The following is a 17,173-nucleotide window of genomic DNA, read 5'->3' as shown; positions in this document are numbered from 1 at the left end:
CCGCTCAAACGGGCCGAGCATCGCAGCCGGACACCACCCGCACCGGACACCGTCAGTATCACTCGACAAGACAGAACTTAAGTCACCAGCATTGGCCCTAGCTCGGGTCGCGGTCGAACAGCGACCTGGACCAGAAGTAGCCGAGCGCGGCCAGTCCCAGGCTCCAGGCGACGGCGAGCCATCCGTTGTGGCCGATCTCGGTGCCGAGCAGCAGCCCGCGCAGCGTCTCGATGGCCGGGGTGAACGGCTGGTACTCGGCGATCGGCTGGAACCAGCCCGGCATCGTGTCGGCCGGGATGAAGGCGCTCGAGATGAACGGCAGGAGGATCAGGGGCATGGCCATGTTGCTGGCCGCCTCGGGGTTCGGGCTGGCCATGCCCATCCCGACCGCGATCCAGGTGAGCGCCAGGGCGAACAGCGTGAGCAGCCCGAACGCCGCCAGCCACTCCAGGGCCGTGGCGTCGGTGGACCGGAAACCGATGGCCACAGCGACGGCGCCGACGAGGACCACGCTGGCGATCGACTGCAACACGCTGCCCACGACGTGCCCGATGATCACAGAGCCGCGGTAGACCGCCATCGTCCGGAAGCGGGCGATGAGGCCCTCGGCCATGTCCATGGAGACGTACACCGCGGCCCCGATCACGGTGCTGCCGATGGTCATCATCAGGATGCCCGGGACGATGTAGGCGATGTATTCGGAGCGGTCCGCGCCACCGCCACCGATGCCCGCGCTCATCACGTCGCCGAAGATGTAGACGAAGAGCAGCAGCATCATGATCGGCGTGAGCAGCAGGTTCAGGGTCGCGGACGGGTAGCGCCACGCGTGCAGCAGGTTGCGGCGCAGCATCGTGTTCGAGTCGCGGACGGCGAGGGAGATCCGGGTCGGGCGGGCGGGAGCCAGGAGGGAACTCATCGGACAGCCTCCTCGGGCTGGTCGGTGGGGCCGGTCAGGGCGAAGAACACGTCGTCGAGGTCGGGGGTGTGCACGGTCAGCTCGTCCGCCTCGATGCCGGCCGCGTCCAGCCAGTCGAGGATCGAGCGCAGGTCGCGCTGGCTGCCGTCGCTGGGGAGTTGCAGGGCGAGGGCTTCGTCGTCCCGGGTGGCCTCGCGCAGGGCGGAGGCGGCGTTCTGGTAGGCGGCCGGGTCGGTGAAGCGGAGCCGGACGTGTCCGCCGGGGATGAGCCGCTTGAGTTCGTCGGCGGTGCCCTCGGCGGCGATCTTGCCGTCGTTCAGTACGGCGATGCGGTCGGCGAGCTCGTCGGCCTCCTCCAGGTACTGCGTGGTGAGGAAGACCGTCACCCCGTCGGAGACCAGCTCGCGGATGATCCCCCACATGGTGTGGCGGGAGCGCGGGTCGAGACCGGTGGTCGGCTCGTCGAGGAAGATGATCCGCGGGCTGCCCACCAGGGTCATGGCGATGTCCAGGCGGCGCTTCATGCCGCCGGAGTAGGTGGAGGCGGGCTTCTTCGCGGCCTCGGTGAGGTCGAAGCGCTCCAGGAGTTCGGCGGCGACCCGCCGCCCCTCGCTCCTGGAGAGGTGGTGCAGGTCCGCCATGAGGAGCATGTTCTCCTCGCCGGTGATCAGGCCGTCGACGGCGGAGAACTGACCGGTGACGCCGATCGCGGCGCGCACCCCGTCCGGTGACGTGGCGACGTCGTGGCCCGCGACCCGGGCCTGCCCGCCGTCGGCGGTGATGAGCGTGGACAGGATCTTGACGGCGGTGGTCTTGCCGGCGCCGTTCGGCCCGAGCAGCGCGAACACGGACCCGGCCGGGATGTGCAGATCGATGCCGTCGAGGACGGTCTTGTCGCCGTACGACTTGCGCAGACCGACGGTGGAGACGGCGGCCGGCGACGGGTGACCGTCACCCTGCCTGGACGTGGGCATGACAGATGAAGGCATGAAGCCCTCCCGTTCGAAGGCTGAAGCGGCTGGGGAGTGAGTGGGTCGAGGCCGGTTCTTCCGGGCGTCAGGCCTTGGCGCGGCGGACGTCGATGTTGCCGTGCCGGGTGCGGGCGCGGACCTTGACGGTGTCCTCGGCCTCCTCCGGGCTCCCGGACGCGGTGAGCGTGTTGCGCACCTGGCCGGAAACGGAGCTGACGTCGAGCCAGGCGGCCGTGCCCTCGCGGACGCCGACCTCGATGGAGCCGTAGGAGGTCTCCAACTGGACGGTGCCACGGGCCACTTCGCCCACGCGCAGGGTGCCGTGGGCGGTGGTGGCGGTGACCGAGTCCTCGGCGCGCCGGATCTCGATGTCACCGTTGGCACCGCTCACCCGCAGCTCGCCGGTCGCGGCGTCGACGGTCGTGGTGCCGTGCGAGTTCTTCAGGACGGCCGCGCCGTCGGCGAGGCCGACGCGCAGGCTGCCGGAGCTGGTGGTGATCTCGGCCGTACCCTCGACCCGGTCCACCGTGATCGAGCCGTGCGACGCGGTCAGCTTCAGCGGGCCGGTCGTGTCGAAGCGGGCGTCGCCGGACGAGGTCTTCACACGGACCTCGCCGAGCCGGCCCTCGCCGAGCACCTGGGCCCAGGCGCCGGTCATGTCGATGCGTGAGCCCGTGGGCAGTTCGACCGTCACGTCGACGACGCCGGTGCGGCCGAGGCCGAACAGATTGGTCTTGGGCGTCCTGACGGTCAGTGCGCCATTCGTGCAGGTGACGTCGGTCTGGTCGGCCGTGCGCACGTCCAGGTCCTTCTTCGGGTCGCGGGGCCGCACCGCGACGACGGTGTCGAGGCGGTCGGCCGCGACGAACTGGATGGAACCGGCCTCCACGTGCGCGGTGACCGAGATCGGTGCGGGAGTGTCGAAAGAAGGCATGGCTGTCCCGTCCTCTTGGCTCTTCAGGACGTCCCCGCTGGTGGGACGTGGTGTGGGTGAAGTGGTGCGGGTGAAGTGGTGCGGGCGTGTGGTGCAGGGTGTGGTGCGGGTGACCGGTGTAGGTGGGGGCGCGGCTAGCGCACCCAGCCCGTGAAGCTCTGGCCGACGCTCTGGCTCTTCTCCGTCGTACGCGGCCGGGTGCCGCCGTCGACCGCGGCCGACACGGCCCGCACCAGCCACGCGTTGACCGACAGGCCCTCGCGGTTCGCGGCCTCCTCGGCGCGCGCCTTGAGATGCGCCGGAAGCCGCAGATTGATGCGGGCGGTGCCGCCCTCGTCGCCCTCGGCGGGCGCCTGCGCCCTGAGCGGTTCGACGGGCGCGGCCGGCTCCGCGAGGGCGCCGCCGTCGGTGGGCGGCCGTGTCACCACGAAGTCGGGGTCGAGCCCGCGCAGCCGTACGTCGACCGAGCCGGGGGCGAGTTCACGGGTGATCTCGTCCATCGCGGCGGAGAGCACGTTGAGCATGGTCAGCCGGGTCGCCGACTCCAGGGGAGCGGTGAGTCGCTCGGCCAGCTCGCGGGCTTCGTCGCCACCGGCCGCGGCGGCCACCGCGAGTTCACGGCGGAGAGTGTCGACATACGGGGTGAGGTCCATGACGCCATCATGGCACCACAATGGCTCCACACGCAAGCCGCGAGGTGGCCTCTTCAGGACGACGCCCGACGCAACCGCCCTGACCTGCGGAAACACGCTGGCACCCAATTGGGTGATCGTGGCGCCACGTGCGCTCATCCGACATTGGCGGCACAGAATGGCACCGGGTGGCACCGGATGACGCCAAGCGATGTCATCCGACGGCGGGCGTCACTCGTGGCCGTGCTCCGCCGAGCCGCCGTCCTCCTCGTCGCGCTCGTCCTCCCCGGCGGGGGTGGCGCCGCCGAGGCCCGCCTGGACGGTGAAGCTCGCGGTGCGCACCTTGCCGTCGTGCCTGAAGTCCAGGAAGAGGCGGTAGGCGTGGGGGCTGGGCGCGGTGGCGGTGAAGGAGACGGTCGGCCCGGGCTTCACCTTGGCGTCACCGGCCTCCTCCTCGGGGTGGACATGCAGGTAGGCCAGGTCTCCGGCGCGCAAGGCCACCAGGTGCCCGTACGCGCCGAGATAGGGCTGAAGGTCGGTCACCGGCCTGCCGTCCTTGCGCACCTCGAAGGTGAGGTCCCGGGCGGAGCCGGTGTCGAGGTCCCCGCTCAGGGCGACCGTGTAGCCGTCGACCTCGCTGGTGCTCACCTGCCGGGGCAGCTCCTGCGGCTCGTAGCGTCCCGCGACCGCCAGGTCGGTGCCCAGAGTGAGGCGCCCACCGTCCCCGGCGGCCGGGGCGAAGTCCGCGAAGAGGCGGTAGTCACCGGCGGCCGGCAGGTTCACGTGCATGCGCCACGTGCCGTCGACGGAGCGCGTGGGGTGCAGATGGCGGTAGACGGCCAGGTCGCGCGAGGCAAGGATCAGGTGGAGCTCCTTCCCCTGCTCCACCTCGTAGGCGGTGACCGGCCGCCCCCGCGCGTCGAGGACCGCGAACCGTATCTCGGTGCTGCGCCCGCGCTCGATCCGCGGGGTTTTCAGGTCGATCGAGTAGCCGTGGGCCGAGACCCGCAGCCCCTCCGGCACCTCCGCGGCACCCTCCGCGCCACCGGACCCCGCCACCTCGACCTGACGTCCGGCCCGCGCACCCGGCCCGCCGTCCGCCTCGCCGGATCCGGCGAGGTCGCCCACTCCGTACGCCGCGCCGCACACGACGGCGAGCGCCGCGGCGAAGCCGGTGATCTTCGGCCAGGTGTTCGTGGCCAGGTGTTCATAGGAGTCTCCCGAGGTGGGCCGACAGGTATCGTCACCTCACCGAATTTATACCCCCAGGGGGTATACAGAACGGCAACCGCGCCCATGCGCCCACCACTCCCGGAATACCCCCCAGGGGTATATAGTTCAGATGCGTGGGCTCGGGAACGGGCCGCACAGAACGAGAAGGGGGAAAGAAGTCATGGACCACAGCGCTCACCACACCGCTCACGACACCACTCACCACACCGCTCACCACACCGCTTCCTGGGGAACGGCGGCGAAGGCGACCCTGCACTGCCTGACCGGCTGCGCCATCGGCGAGATCCTCGGCATGGTCATCGGCACCGCCCTGCTGTGGGGCAACGTCGCGACCATGATCCTGGCGATCACCCTCGCGTTCGTCTTCGGCTACTCGTTCACGCTGCTGGCGGTCCGGCGAGCCGGCCTGGACCTCCGGACCGCGATCAAGGTCGCGCTCGCCGCCGACACCGTCTCCATCGCCGTGATGGAGATCGTCGACAACACCATCATCGCCCTCACGCCCGGCGCGATGGACGCGCACCTCTCCGACGGGCTGTTCTGGTCGGCTCTGCTGGGCGGCTTCGCGGTCGCCTTCGTGATCACCACGCCGGTCAACAAGTGGATGATCGGCCGCGGCAAGGGCCACGCGGTGGTGCACGCCTACCACTGACGCCCGGCCGGGTCGGATTCCTCGGCCGGGTCGGATTCAGTGTGCGTCGGCGAGCGGCTGGGCCGCGTACGTGATGCGGACGACTCCGTCGGCGTGCCGTGCGGTGTCGCCCCGTACGCCGAAGACGTCGCGGAGGACGCCGGGGGTCAGGACGTCCAGCACGGGGCCCGCCGCCACCACCTCGCCCCGGTGCAGCACGACCAGGTGGTCGCAGAGGCGGGCGGCGAGGTCCAGGTCGTGCAGGACGGCCAGGGTGGTGATGCCGGTGCTGCGGATCAGGTCCAGCAGCTCGAAGCGGGCGCGGATGTCGAGGTGGTTGGTGAGTTCGTCCAGGACCAGCAGCTGCGGGCGCTGGGCCAGGGCCCGGGCCAGCAGGACGCGCTGGCGTTCGCCGCCGGACAGGGAGGCGTAGTCCCGGTGCGCGAAGGGGGTGACTCCGCAGCGGGTGACCGCCTCGGCCACGGCCTCGCGGTCCTCGGTGCCGTCCCGGCCCATCAGCCCGTGGTGGGGCGTACGGCCGAGCGCGACGATCTCTGTCACCGTCAGGCCGGTGGTGGTGCCGGCGTCCTGGAGGACGGCTGCCGTGCGGCGGGCGGCGGTGCGTGCGGAGAGTTCCCACACGTCGTCGTCGCCCACCCGGACCACTCCCGCGGCCGGGCGCAGTGAGCGGTAGACCGTGCGCAGGAGGGTGGACTTGCCGCTGCCGTTGGGACCCACGAGCCCGACGACATCGCCCTTCGCGGCCTCCAGGTTCACCTCACGGAGGATCGTGGTGCGGTCCAGGGTGATGTGGAGCTGGTCCACGGTCAGTTTCATACGGTGTCCAGGCCCTTGTTGCGGCGCAGCAGCCACAGGAAGAAGGGGGCGCCGAGGAGGGCGGTGAGGATGCCCAGCGGCAGCTCGTTGGGGCGGGTCAGGGTGCGGGAGAGCAGGTCCACGAGGACCAGGTAGATCGCGCCGAGGAGGGCGGTCAGGGGAAGCAGACGGCGGTGGTCGGCGCCGATCGTGAGGCGGACCAGGTGGGGGACCATCAGGCCGACGAAGCCCACACCGCCGGCCACGGCGATGACCGTCCCGGTGAGCAGCGCGCTGATGACCAGCAGGACGGCACGCAGCCGGTTGACGTCCACGCCGAGCGCGGTCGCGGACTCGTCGCCGGCGAGCAGGGCGTTGAGCCGCCGTCCGAACAGGGTCAGCACGGCGGTGCTCGCCAGGACCACCACCGTGACCGTGAGCAGCTGACTCCACTGGGCGCCGGCCACGCTCCCCAGCATCCAGAACATGACCGTGCGCAGTTCGGTGGGGGTGGCCAGCAGCTGGACGAAACTGGTCACCGACAGCAGGACGTAGCCGACCGCGACTCCGGCCAGCACCAGCCGGGTGGGGGCAAGCCGGCCCTGTCGCTGTCCCAGGGCGAACACCAGGGCCCCGGCCGCCAGCGCGCCGGCGAACGCCGCTCCCGACACGCCGAGTCCGCCGAAGCCGCCGAGCGCCGCCCCGCCTAGGGTGATGACGAGCACGGCGCCGAGCGAGGCTCCGTAGGAGAAGCCGAGGACGACGGGGTCGGCGAGCGGGTTGGAGACCAGGGTCTGGAGCACCGCCCCGGCGACGGACAGACCGGCGCCGACCAGGGCGGCGAGCACGACGCGAGGGGCCCGGAAGGTCCACACGATCTGGTCCAGGGCCGGGTCTTCGGTGGTCCCCCGGCCGGTGACGTGGTGCCAGAGGACTCCCCACACGTCGCCGACCGGGATGGTGACCGCGCCGATGCTCACCGCCACCACCATCACGGCGCCGAGGACGACCGTCAGGCCGGCGACGGCGAGCGGCAGCCGCAGTCGGCTCAGAACTTGTCGAGGTGCAGCATCGCGGCGATCTTCTCCACGGCCAGGTCGTTGTTCGGGCCGAGGTACATCGAGTCGGACAGCGCCACGTACGTGCTGTTCTTCGCGGCCGGCCACTGGGGGAACTCCTTCAGCAGTTTCTTGGCGTAGGCCGCCGGGTTCGGGTCGTTGTAGCCGATGACGACGAGGGCGTCGACGTCGGTGGCGGCCACCTTCTCCTTGCTCAGGTCGGCGAAGGACGTCTTGGAGGCGTTCTCGAAGGCGTTGGTGCCGCCCGCCTTGGCGAGGATGTCGTTGTAGATGCCCTTGGCGACGACCGAGCTGAAGTCGTTGCCGCCCATGGCCATGTTGGAGAACAGGACCATGACCTTGGGCTGCTTCTCGCCCTTCACCTTGGCGGAGACGGCGGCGATGCGCTTCTCCGAGGCGGCGATCAGCTTCTCGGCCTCGTCGCCCTTGTTGAAGATCTTGCCCATGTCGCGCAGCAGCGTGTAGCTGTCGGCGATGGTCATCTTCGAGGTGTCCTGGTCGCAGCCCTGCGGGGACACGTAGGTCTGGGCGCCGACCGTCTTCAGCTGCTCGCGAGTGGCGAAGCCGTTCTTCTCGTCGAAGCCGTACGACGTCGTGGACAGCACCAGGTCCGGGCGCAGCCCGATCATCGCCTCGCGCGGGATGTCGTAGGCGTCGTTGAGCTTGACGTCACCGGTGGGCAGGGCCTTGATCGCGTCGGCGCGGCCCGCCACCTCGGACATCCCGTAACTCTGCTGATTCGCCACGATCTTGTCCTGGACGCCGAGGGCGAGGAGCGTGGAGACCTCGGCGACCGAGGCGCCGTTCATGACGACGACCCGGCTCGGCTCCTTGGTGATCTTCTCGGAGACTCCGCAGTTCTCCAGGGTCACCGGATAGCCGGACTTCGCGGCGGCCGCGGACGCCTTGTCACCGCCCGCTCCGTCCTGGTCGGTCGAGGAGTCGGCGCAGGCCGCCGTGGCCAGACAGAGAGCGCCGGCCAGGACGATGGCGACGGGCCGTTTCTTCGGCATGCGTGCTCCTTGCAGCGGGATGCTCGTGACGCGATGGGCTCTGTTGCAGTAGTCGGGAGGCCGTGCCCGTGAGTTCCCGGAGGCTCCCAACTACTTTGCGGGAGTGGCCAGATGGCTCGTTCGCCCGGCCGGGGCGGGCAGGGTGCCCGTGGTGACGCAGTGGTCGAGGTAGCGGAATACGAGGTCCCGGTCGGCGGGCGGGCAGGTGATGCCGCTGCCGTGCAGGCCGGTCAGGACGTTGTCGGCGCTGACGCGCCCCAGGCGCAGGTCGGGGCCGGCGGCATCGCCCGGGTCCGTGTCCCAGGAGTCGAAGAAGGCCAGAGTCGTCGCCGCCACGCCGGAGGACGCCGGGAGTTCGGTCCTCCACCGGGCCAGCGGCATGCGCCGCAGCGGGTAGCCGTACTCCTCCAGCCAGTCGTACACGTCGTTCAGCCGCACGGGAGGCGCGGACGCGTGGTTGAAGACGGTCGCACCCGGTGGTCCGAGACAGAGGTGGACGAGGGCCTCGGCGACGTGGTCGACGGGTGTCCAGGTCTCCTCCTCGAACAGGTCGGGGACGATGCCTGCGGGCACCCCGGCGCGCAGCACGCTCCACAGGAAGTCCCGCTCGTTCACATAGCCGGTGGTGGCCGGGCCGACGATCCGGCCGAGCCGGTGCACGGTGACCGGCAGCCCCCGCTCGGCGGCCTGCTCCAGCAGGCGTTCGGCCGCCCACTTGGACTGCTGGTAGCCGTGGCGCAGTCCGGGATGGGGCGGGAGGAACGCCTCGGGTACCTCGGCGGCGAGGGCGAGCGGCGGGGCGACGGAGAGCGTCGACACGAAGTGCAGGGGAATCGAGCGAGCGGCCGCCATGCGCAGCAGCTCCCTGGTCGATTCGGTGTTGGCGGCGCGCAGGGTGGCGTACTCGCGCATGATGCTGACGGTCGCCGCGTTGTGGAAGATCGCCCCGCAGGTGCGGGCCAGTTCGGCGAAGAGCGCCTCGTCCAGGCCCAGACGGGGACGGGCGAGGTCCGCGGGAATCGCCGTGACGCGTTCGTGCGCCGTGTCCGGGAGGTGGATCCGGTGCGTGTCCAGGGCCTGGTGGACGCGGGCCATGGCCTCGGCGGGGCTCGGGGCGCGGACGGTGCAGACGACCTCCACGTCCGTGCTCGTCAGGAGCTGGGCCAGCAGGTGGACGCCGACGAAACCGGTGGCGCCGGTGAGCAGGATCCGCTCCGGCGTACCGCCCGCCCGGGTGCTGTCACCGGGGCGGATGTCCGGGTCGAGGACGGTGTCGGCGAGCAGCGGCTCCGGGAGGCCGGGGGTGGTCGGGCGTGCCCGCTGTTGCAGGAAACGCGCGAGTTCGGCGGGGGTGGGGTGCTGGAAGAGCCAGGCGACCTTCACCTCGCGGCCCAGTGCGACGCCGAGGCGGTTGGCGACCTGGATGGCCTGGAGGGACTGGGCTCCCAGGTCGAACACGTCGTCCTGCGCGGAGACGGCGGCCACCCCGAGCACCTGCTGCCAGGCGGCGGCGACGGTGCGCTCCAGCGGGCTGTCGGACGTGATCGCCCGCGTACCCAGGTCGGGGGCCAGTGCGGCGAGGGTCCTCCTGTCGATCTTTCCTGAGCTCGTCCGGGGCAGACAGTCCAGGAACTCGACCGCCGAGGGGATCATCGCCGCCGGCAGCGCCGCCCGGAGGTGGTCCCTGATCGGGGCCACGGCCGGGGCGGGCTTGTCCGGGACGACGTACGCGACCAGCCGCCGGGTCCCGTCCTCCCCCACCTGTCCCACCACGGCGGCGTCACGGATTCCCGGGTGGGCCAGGAGGGCGCTCTCCACCTCGGCGGGGTGCACACGATGTCCGCTGATCTTGAACTCGGTGTCGGACCGGCCCAGGTAGCGCAGTTGCCCGTCGGCGCCGATCCGTACGAGGTCGCCGGTGCGGTACGCGCGGGGTTCTCCGGGGACCGCGTGGAGAGGCGCGAAGCGGGAGGCGTCCGGAAGCCGGTCTCCCCGGTAGCCGAGGGCCAGGTTGTCGCCCAGGAGGTGGAGTTCGCCGTCGACGACCGCGGCCCGCGTGCCGGGCAGGGGCAGCCCGATGGGTACGTCCCCCGGTGCGAGGGCGGGGTCGTGGAGGTCGGCGACGGTGGCGACCACGGTCGCCTCGGTGGGCCCATAGGTGTTGAGCAGCCGGACCGAGGTACCGACGGCCTTGCGCCAGCGGTCCGCCCGCTCGGGCAGGGCCGCCTCACCGCCGATGACGACCGTGCGCACTTCGGCGGGCAGGGCAACGGCGCCGGTCGAGACGGCGTGGGCCAGTTCGTGCCAGTAGGCCGTGGGCAGGTCGAGAAAGCTGATCCGCAGCCGGGCGCAGGCGTCCAGGAAGGCGGGTACCGAGTCGGTCATGTCGTCGCCGCGGACGACGAGCGTGGCGCCCGCGCACAGGGTGAGGAGGATTTCCTCGACGCTGGTGTCGAAGTGCAGCGGGGCGAACTGCAGGACGCGGTCCCCGCGGTGAAGGCCGTAGCGGTGCGAGGCGCCGGCGACGAAGTGGGCGAGGGCTCGGTGGCCGATCTCGACGCCCTTGGGGCGGCCGGTGGAACCCGAGGTGTGCAGGACGTAGGCGAGGTCGTCCAGGGTCGGTGTGCGGGGCTGGGCGGCCTCCGGTTCGGCGTCCGGTCGGTCGATACGGAGTACGGCGTGGTCCGCGAAGTCCTCGGCACGGGCACCGGTGGTGAGGACGAGCGCGGGCCGGGCGTCGGCCAGCAGCTCCGCCCTGCGGGCCGGGGGCGCGGCCGGGTCGAGCGGGCAGTAGGCGGCCCCGGACAGGAACACACCGAGGACCGTGGTGACCGCTTCGATGCCGCGCGGCAGGGCGACAGCCACCAGGTCACCGCGGCCGACCCGACGGGCGGCGAGTCGGCGGGCGAGATCACGTGCCGAGCCGAACAGCTGCGCGTACGTGATGCCGCGTCCGTCGTGCTCGACGGCGACCGATCCACCGCGCCGGGCGGCGTGGTCGGCGATCAGGCCGAGCACCGGGCGCACGGGGCCGGGCAGCGGCCCACCGTCCAGGACGGGAACCTCGACGGCCTCGCGCGCACCCAGCTCACCGAGAGGGCGGTCGGGCGCGGCGACGGCCTCGCTCAGCAGGCCGAGCAGCCCCTCCTGGAGTGCGGCGACGTCCTCCTCGGTGTAGAGGTCGGGGTTGGCGTCCACGGCGATGCGCAGGCCCGCGCCCTCGGAGCGGTCGTAGACGTTGACGGACAGGTCGTCGACGGGACCGGCGGAGACGTTGTGGACCGTGCTGCGGTGGCCGGCGAAACGCAGGTCGTACGCGAAGGGCATGATGTTGACGCCCGGCCCGGACAGTCGGCGCTGTCCGCCGACGAGTTTGAGGTCGCGGCGCAGTTGTTCGTAGCGGTAGCGCTGGTGGGGGAGACCGGCGCGGAGTTCGCGGGAGATCCGGGCGGCGAGGTCGCGCAGGCTGTCCGAGGCGGTCACGGGGACGCGCAGGGGCAGGATGTTGCGGACCGTGCAGGGAACGCGCAGCGAGACGGAGCCGAGGCGGCCCATCGCGGGCAGGCTGAGGACGATCTCCGGGGCGCCGGTCGCGTGGTGCAGCCGAGCTGCCGTGACTGCCAGCAGGACCTCGGACCAGGTGACGTTCAGGTCGCGGGCGACGGCGCGCAGGGTCTGCGTCCGTGCCGCGTCAAGGTCGACGACCCGACGGTGGAAGGTGCGCGCCGGCAGAGCCGAACGGCCGGCCGGGGTCGGCACCGGCGGGCGGTCCGCGTACCGGTCCGTCCAGTAGGCGCGGTCCCTGGCGAAGCGGGCGGACTCGCGGTAGGCGCGTTCCTCGTCCCGTACCGACGCGAGGGTGCCGAAGCCGCTGTCCGCCACCGGCTCTCCCTGCGCCGAGGCCGTGTAGACCTGGGCGACCCTGCGGGCCACCAGCGACAGGCCGAAGCCGTCCAGGGCGATGTGGTGGACGCGGTGGTACCAGAGGTACTCCCGCGGTGCGATCCGCAGAAGGGCGTGGCCGAAGACGGGGCCGCGTGCCAGGTCGACGGGGCGGGCCAGGTCCTCGTCCATCCAGGCCAGGGCCGCCGCGAGCGGGTCGGGCCCGGCCGTGAGGTCCGCGGTGTACATGCGCCAGTCGTCGGCCGGGGCGGGCGTCTCCCAGGGGCGGCCCTCGTCGTCCACCACGTAGGCGACGTTCAGGGCCTCGGTCTCCGCGACGACGTGGTGCAGGGCCTCGTCGAGGAGGGAGGTGTCCACGGAGCCGTGGATGTGCACGTACTCGGCCGTGTTGTACGCGGGACTGTCCGGGTCGAGCCGCTGGCCCGTCCAGACGCCTTCTTGAGCGGCCAGCAACGGATGGCGCGCCGTCACCTCGCCTCCTTCTGACGCGCGGAGAGCACCTGCCACCACTGGGCGAACGAGGTGCATTCGGCGAGGTCGACGAAGGTCACGTCCACACCGGTCTCGCGCCACCGTTCCATCAGGGTGACGATGCGCAGGGAGTCCAGTCCCGCGTGGAGCGGGTTCTCGTCGAGGTCGACGTCGTCGGGCTGCTGGTGCAGGTACTCCGCCAGGTCCGCGCGGAAGACCTCCAGCGTGAGGGGAGCAGGCATGTCGTTCTCTCTCCAGGAGGGCCGGTCAGTTGACCTTGCGAGCGGAGTCGCCCCAGAAGCGGTCGCGCAGCTCGCGGCGCAGGATCTTTCCGCTGGGGTTGCGCGGGACGCTGTCGATGAACTCGTAGCGGGCGGGCAGCTTGAAGCCCGCCAGCCTCGGCAGGAGGAAGGTGTGCAGGTCCCGGGGGGTGGGCCGCTGTTCGGGGGCCGGGACGACGAAGGCGTGCACGTACTCGCCCCAGCGTTCGTCGGGGGCCCCGACGACGACGGCCTCGGCCACGCCGGGGTGACCTTCCAGTACGTTCTCGATCTCGGCCGGGTAGACGTTCTCGCCGGCGACGAGGATGGCGTCCTTGATCCGGTCGCGGATGAAGAGATAGCCGTCCTCGTCGACGTAGCCGGCGTCGCCGGTGTGGATCCAGCCGTCGACGAGGGTCTCGGCGGTCTTCTCGGGCAGCCCCCAGTACTCGACCATGTGGGCGGGCGTGGCCAGGCAGACCTCTCCGACCGCGCCCGGCGGGAGTTCGCGCCCCTCGCCGTCGATCACTTTGCTGCGCACACCCGGATACGGCCGTCCGGCCGCCTGCATGAGGGGGCCGCCGGGCACATGGGCGGCCGGGGGCAGGCAGACCGCGGTGTTGCCGGTCTCGGTCAGGCCGTAGATCTGGGCGAACTCGCAGTCCAGGACGGCCAGGCTCTCCTCCAGCAGGGCCTCGGAGATCGGGGAGCCGCCGTAGACCGTCTTGCGCAGGGTGGTGAAGTCCTTGGCGCCGACGCCCGGTTCGGTCAGCATCATGCGGAGCATGGCGGGCACGACGCAGGCGGTGGTGATGCCCAGGTCGCGGATGAGGTCGACGGCCTGGCGGGCGGCGAAGGCGCGCATCGCGACGACGGTCGTGCCGGCGTTGAGGTTCTGGGTGGCCCACCACAGGCCGCCGATGTGGAAGCCGGGGATGCCGATCAGCGCGATGTCGCCGGGCCGCCAGTCGATCCAGTCCAGCCCCTCGCTCGCCAGCGCGTCGCGGATCGCGAAGAAGCTGCGGTGGGCGAGGACCACGCCCTTGGGCAGGCCGGTGGTGCCGCTGGTGTAGAGCTGGGCGACCGGAGTGTCCGGGGTGGCGCTGTCCGGCAGTTCGGTGTCGGCGTGAGGTGCCTTCCAGGCGGGGAAGGGCTCGCCGAGCGCGACGACCGTCTCCGGAGGCGCGGTCGGCATCCTCTCCACGATCGGTGCGAACTCCTCCTCCAGGAACAGGAGCCGGGTGCCGGAGTCCTGGAGGATGTGGCTGACCTCCGGGGCGGCGAGACGCCAGTTGACGGGGACCAGGACGGTACCGCTCTTGGCGCAGGCGAAGAGGATCTCGTAGTAGTGCTCCGACTCCTTGCCGAGGTACGCGACACGGTCGCCCGGGGTGAGGCCGGCGGCCTGGAGGGCGTGGGCGATGCGGTTGCTCTCGCGGTGCAGCTGCTCGTAGGTCAGGGTGCGGCCCTCGCAGAGGACCGCGGGGGTGGCGGGCTGGTGCCGGGCGTGGAAGCTCGTGGTCCTGACGAGCGTGCGCAGCTCCGGGTGGTGCAGTGTGTCCATGGGTACGCCTCGGTGGGGTCAGGGGACGTTGACGAACGCCAGGGTCGCCTCGCCGTCGCAGCGACCCGAGTCCGCGTCCCAGTAGCGGAAGGCGGTGTCGGCGTGCAGGAACGGGCTGCCGCCGGCCGGGGCGCGTCGGGTGACGGACCGGAATTCCATCTCCCCGGAAAAGGCACGGGGGTCGATCGGTCTCCGGAAGTTCGCGGTGAAGCGGGCGATCAGAATGTCCGGGAGCTGGTGTCTGAAGAAATCTTCCAGCGACCAGGAGGCGAATCCCGTACCCAGTCCTTCCTTCACGGACTTGGCGACGAGGTAATACATCATCTGGTTGTAACAGATGTTCACCTCGACCGAATTCAGATGACCGGTGTCGTCGATGTAGCACGATTCGGGTATCGCGAAGGCACAGCGGGCGGCGACCCGCCCGTCGTGTTCGGTCACGTCCGCCGACCGCAGGTATCTGCAGTGCTCCTTGTAGGGCTCCAGCACCCGGTCGAGCAGGGGCTCGTCGGTCATGCCGCACCGATCCCGTCGTGCAGCGCGCGTTCGTCGTGCACGGTGACGCGGTAGGAGACGGTCGGCTCGGGGGTGGTCGTGTGCCGGGCGCGGTGGACGAGGCTGCGGTTGTCCCAGACCAGCAGGTCGCCCTGCTCGAAGCTCTGCAGGTGGATGCCGTCGTGTTCGAAGATCTCGTCGAGCTGGCCGGTCGCCTCGAACAGGCGCTTGAGCAGCTCCTCGTCGAGCGGATTGCCGTCCTGGTCCTCGATGCCGACGGTGAAGCCCTCGCTGATGTAGAGGACGGTCTCGCCGGTCATCGGGTGGGTGAAGGTGGTCGGCTGGAGAACGGCCGGGGTCTTCCGCTCGACCTCCTCGATGATCTCGGAGAGGGGGCGGTAGACGTCGTGCGGCCGTATCTTGAAGTACTTGCGCACCGAGTGCCTGCACCGTGTTCCGGCTGTTTCCTTCTTCAGCTCCTCGGGCAGCTTCTCGTACGCCCGGCCCATGTCGATGAAATAGGTACCGCGGTTCTTCTCCGGAATGACCTGGGGATAGATGAGGGTGATGCCGAAGGGGTCCGGCATGAACTGGTAGTCGGCGTGCCAGAACTTGCCCGTCTTCGGTACGCCGATCTGCTTTCCGTCCTTCGGCACGTTGGAGGAGACGAATATCTCCGGGACCTCCGGGTGCTGGTACATCGGCTCGTAGTACGTCTCCGGGCGGCCCAGCCGCTTGCCGAGGTCGAGGAACTCCTGGGGAGAGAGGTCCTGGTCCTTCAGGACGGCGATCTTCTTCGTGTACACGGTGTTCTTGAGCGCGGCGATGTCGGCGTCCGAGGCGGTGGTGTGGTCGAAGCCCTCGACCGTGGCACCGATCGCGGTGCCGGGCTGGTCCTTGATCTGCATGGCGGTGGTTCCTTCCGTGGGTTCAGACGGTGGTCCGGCGGGCGTCGATGAGTCCGACGATGTCGCCGAGAGTGAGTTCGGGCTGAAGCTCGTCGTCGCCGACGGCCACTCCGAGGTCGCGCTCGATGCGGATGCTGATCTCGACCGTCGTCAGCGAGTCGACGTCCAGTCCACCGAGGGTCGCCTCGGGGCGGATCCGCTCAGCGGGGGCGTCGTGGAGTCTCGCGAGGATGTCGACGAGTTGCTCGTAGGTGGTGCTCATGACGTCGTCCGTTCTTGTCGAGGGAGCGATGAAGGCCAGGTCAGGAGGCAGGAGCCCCAGGTGAGACCGCCACCGAAGGCGGTGAGCAGCAGCCGGTCGCCGGGCCGGACCGCGCCGCGCGCGGCGGCATCGGAGAGGGCGAGCGGGATGGAGGCCGCGCCCGTGTTGCCGACGGACTCGACATGGGTCACGCACCGCTCCCGGGGCAGACCGAGGTCGTCGGCCACCGAGTGCAGGATCCGCAGGTTGGCCTGGTGGGGTACGAAGAGGTCGACGTCGTCGATCTTCCAGCCGGCCCGGTCCAGCGTGGCCCGCGCCGACTCGGCCATGCGGGTCACCGCGTGCCGGTAGACCTCCTTGCCGCGCATGGCGAAGTGCCGCTCCTCGCGGCTGGGTTCGCCGGGCCGGGAGCGCTGTCGGGAACCGCCGGCCGCGACCATGATCAGGCCCTCGTGGGCGCCGTCGCTGCCGAGGTCGAAGTGGCCGACCGCGCCGGGCTCGTCGGGATGACCGGCGCGCAGGACGACGGCTCCGGCGCCGTCTCCGAAGATGATCGCGTTCGCCCGGTCGAGCGGGTCCACGATCGTGGAGTAGGCGTCCGCCCCGATGAGCAGGACCCGTGCGGCCACGCCGGCCGCGATCAGCCCGGCGGCGGAGGCGAGGCCGTAGACGAACCCGGTGCACACGGCGCTGATGTCGAAGGCGGCCGCCCCCGTGAGGCCGAGCCGTGCGGCGACCGCGGGGGCGGTGGCCGGGCAGATGTGGTCCGGGGTGGTCGTGGCGACGACGACGGCGTCGACCGTGTCCTCGCCGGATGAGGCGAGGGCCCGGCAGCCGGCTTCGACCGCCAGGTCGGAGGTCGCCTGCCCGGGGTCGATGACGTGCCGCTGCCGGATTCCGGTCCGGGTGCGGATCCACGCGTCGTCGGTGTCGAGCCGTCGCGCGAGGTGCTCGTTGGCCACCACCCGGGACGGCACCCACCCGGCCAGCCCGCACAGGACGGCGGCCGGAGGCACGAAGGAACCGGCGGCAGGAGGAGACATGGGGGCACTCCAGGCAGGACGGAGGACGGACCGGACGTGAAG

General features: G+C 71.0%; 16 protein-coding genes. 1 reads left to right on the top strand and 15 read right to left on the bottom strand.

What is annotated here, in order from left to right:
- Positions 1–97: 97 nt before the first annotated feature.
- The 5 genes from ACZ6D7_RS35130 to ACZ6D7_RS35110 form a co-directional block, all read right to left on the bottom strand.
- Complete coding sequence (locus ACZ6D7_RS35130; protein WP_469499914.1) at positions 98–916, bottom strand: ABC transporter permease; 819 nt, start codon at positions 914–916, stop codon at positions 98–100.
- The gene (locus tag ACZ6D7_RS35125; protein ID WP_469499912.1) at positions 913–1,905 is read right to left on the bottom strand and encodes an ATP-binding cassette domain-containing protein; all 993 of its coding nucleotides are present in this window, start codon (positions 1,903–1,905) and stop codon (positions 913–915) included. The genes ACZ6D7_RS35130 and ACZ6D7_RS35125 overlap by 4 nt, the downstream gene beginning before the upstream one ends.
- Before the next feature lie 67 nt (positions 1,906–1,972).
- On the bottom strand, positions 1,973–2,821 hold the full coding sequence (locus ACZ6D7_RS35120; protein ID WP_469499910.1) for a DUF4097 family beta strand repeat-containing protein: 849 nt from the start codon (positions 2,819–2,821) through the stop codon (positions 1,973–1,975).
- A gap of 134 nt (positions 2,822–2,955) precedes the next feature.
- Positions 2,956–3,474 carry a toxin-antitoxin system HicB family antitoxin gene (locus ACZ6D7_RS35115; protein ID WP_469499908.1) on the bottom strand — a complete coding sequence of 173 codons (519 nt, stop codon included), beginning with the start codon at positions 3,472–3,474 and terminating at the stop codon, positions 2,956–2,958.
- 210 nt (positions 3,475–3,684) lie between these two features.
- A complete protein-coding gene (locus ACZ6D7_RS35110) occupies positions 3,685–4,602 on the bottom strand; it encodes a hypothetical protein (RefSeq protein WP_469499906.1) in 918 nt (305 codons plus the stop codon).
- A 244-nt stretch (positions 4,603–4,846) separates the two neighbouring features.
- Between ACZ6D7_RS35110 and ACZ6D7_RS35105 the strand changes: the two genes are divergently transcribed.
- Positions 4,847–5,338, top strand: a complete 492-nt coding sequence (locus tag ACZ6D7_RS35105; RefSeq protein ID WP_469499904.1) for a DUF4396 domain-containing protein — start codon at positions 4,847–4,849, stop codon at positions 5,336–5,338.
- 36 nt (positions 5,339–5,374) lie between these two features.
- Here the strand turns inward: ACZ6D7_RS35105 and ACZ6D7_RS35100 are convergent, their stop codons facing one another.
- The 10 genes from ACZ6D7_RS35100 to ACZ6D7_RS35055 form a co-directional block, all read right to left on the bottom strand.
- Positions 5,375–6,154 carry an ABC transporter ATP-binding protein gene (locus ACZ6D7_RS35100; RefSeq protein WP_469499903.1) on the bottom strand — a complete coding sequence of 260 codons (780 nt, stop codon included), beginning with the start codon at positions 6,152–6,154 and terminating at the stop codon, positions 5,375–5,377.
- A complete protein-coding gene (locus ACZ6D7_RS35095; protein WP_469499923.1) occupies positions 6,151–7,125 on the bottom strand; it encodes a FecCD family ABC transporter permease in 975 nt (324 codons plus the stop codon). The genes ACZ6D7_RS35100 and ACZ6D7_RS35095 overlap by 4 nt, the downstream gene beginning before the upstream one ends.
- 56 nt (positions 7,126–7,181) lie before the next feature.
- Positions 7,182–8,225: an ABC transporter substrate-binding protein gene (locus tag ACZ6D7_RS35090; protein ID WP_469499901.1), complete on the bottom strand. Its 1,044-nt coding sequence runs from the start codon at positions 8,223–8,225 to the stop codon at positions 7,182–7,184.
- A 90-nt stretch (positions 8,226–8,315) separates the two neighbouring features.
- Positions 8,316–12,599, bottom strand: a complete 4,284-nt coding sequence (locus tag ACZ6D7_RS35085) for an amino acid adenylation domain-containing protein (protein ID WP_469499899.1) — start codon at positions 12,597–12,599, stop codon at positions 8,316–8,318.
- Positions 12,596–12,841, bottom strand: a complete 246-nt coding sequence (locus tag ACZ6D7_RS35080; protein ID WP_469499897.1) for a phosphopantetheine-binding protein — start codon at positions 12,839–12,841, stop codon at positions 12,596–12,598. The genes ACZ6D7_RS35085 and ACZ6D7_RS35080 overlap by 4 nt, the downstream gene beginning before the upstream one ends.
- A gap of 25 nt (positions 12,842–12,866) precedes the next feature.
- Positions 12,867–14,423: a fatty acid--CoA ligase gene (locus tag ACZ6D7_RS35075; protein ID WP_469499895.1), complete on the bottom strand. Its 1,557-nt coding sequence runs from the start codon at positions 14,421–14,423 to the stop codon at positions 12,867–12,869.
- A gap of 18 nt (positions 14,424–14,441) precedes the next feature.
- Entirely contained in the window at positions 14,442–14,939 is a 498-nt protein-coding gene (gene scoD / locus ACZ6D7_RS35070; protein WP_469499893.1) for a (2E)-enoyl-ACP glycyltransferase, read from the bottom strand.
- Positions 14,936–15,826, bottom strand: a complete 891-nt coding sequence (gene scoE / locus ACZ6D7_RS35065; protein WP_469499891.1) for a (3R)-3-[(carboxymethyl)amino]fatty acid oxygenase/decarboxylase — start codon at positions 15,824–15,826, stop codon at positions 14,936–14,938. The genes scoD and scoE overlap by 4 nt, the downstream gene beginning before the upstream one ends.
- Before the next feature lie 22 nt (positions 15,827–15,848).
- Positions 15,849–16,088 carry an acyl carrier protein gene (locus tag ACZ6D7_RS35060; protein ID WP_469499889.1) on the bottom strand — a complete coding sequence of 80 codons (240 nt, stop codon included), beginning with the start codon at positions 16,086–16,088 and terminating at the stop codon, positions 15,849–15,851.
- Positions 16,085–17,131 (bottom strand): beta-ketoacyl-ACP synthase III, encoded by a 1,047-nt coding sequence (locus ACZ6D7_RS35055; RefSeq protein WP_469499887.1) that lies wholly within the window; start codon positions 17,129–17,131, stop codon positions 16,085–16,087. The genes ACZ6D7_RS35060 and ACZ6D7_RS35055 overlap by 4 nt, the downstream gene beginning before the upstream one ends.
- Between the last annotated feature and the right edge of the window lie 42 nt (positions 17,132–17,173).

Source organism: Streptomyces sp. NPDC041784, assembly GCF_055591025.1.
Note: the sequence above shows the minus strand (reverse complement) of the source record. Positions and strands in the feature narration are given on the sequence as shown.

Bases quoted from the DNA above. Each gene is read 5' to 3' on its own strand.
- ACZ6D7_RS35095 (WP_469499923.1), bottom strand. From the start codon at position 7,125: ATGGTGGTGGCGGTGAGCATCGGCGCGGTCACCATCCCGGTCGGCGAC.
- ACZ6D7_RS35090 (WP_469499901.1), bottom strand. From the start codon at position 8,225: ATGCCGAAGAAACGGCCCGTCGCCATCGTCCTGGCCGGCGCTCTCTGT.
- ACZ6D7_RS35130 (WP_469499914.1), bottom strand. From the start codon at position 916: ATGAGTTCCCTCCTGGCTCCCGCCCGCCCGACCCGGATCTCCCTCGCC.
- ACZ6D7_RS35080 (WP_469499897.1), bottom strand. From the start codon at position 12,841: ATGCCTGCTCCCCTCACGCTGGAGGTCTTCCGCGCGGACCTGGCGGAG.
- ACZ6D7_RS35100 (WP_469499903.1), bottom strand. From the start codon at position 6,154: ATGAAACTGACCGTGGACCAGCTCCACATCACCCTGGACCGCACCACG.
- scoD (WP_469499893.1), bottom strand. From the start codon at position 14,939: ATGACCGACGAGCCCCTGCTCGACCGGGTGCTGGAGCCCTACAAGGAG.
- ACZ6D7_RS35105 (WP_469499904.1), top strand. From the start codon at position 4,847: ATGGACCACAGCGCTCACCACACCGCTCACGACACCACTCACCACACC.
- ACZ6D7_RS35060 (WP_469499889.1), bottom strand. From the start codon at position 16,088: ATGAGCACCACCTACGAGCAACTCGTCGACATCCTCGCGAGACTCCAC.
- ACZ6D7_RS35120 (WP_469499910.1), bottom strand. From the start codon at position 2,821: ATGCCTTCTTTCGACACTCCCGCACCGATCTCGGTCACCGCGCACGTG.
- ACZ6D7_RS35125 (WP_469499912.1), bottom strand. From the start codon at position 1,905: ATGCCTTCATCTGTCATGCCCACGTCCAGGCAGGGTGACGGTCACCCG.
- ACZ6D7_RS35075 (WP_469499895.1), bottom strand. From the start codon at position 14,423: ATGGACACACTGCACCACCCGGAGCTGCGCACGCTCGTCAGGACCACG.
- ACZ6D7_RS35115 (WP_469499908.1), bottom strand. From the start codon at position 3,474: ATGGACCTCACCCCGTATGTCGACACTCTCCGCCGTGAACTCGCGGTG.
- ACZ6D7_RS35055 (WP_469499887.1), bottom strand. From the start codon at position 17,131: ATGTCTCCTCCTGCCGCCGGTTCCTTCGTGCCTCCGGCCGCCGTCCTG.
- scoE (WP_469499891.1), bottom strand. From the start codon at position 15,826: ATGCAGATCAAGGACCAGCCCGGCACCGCGATCGGTGCCACGGTCGAG.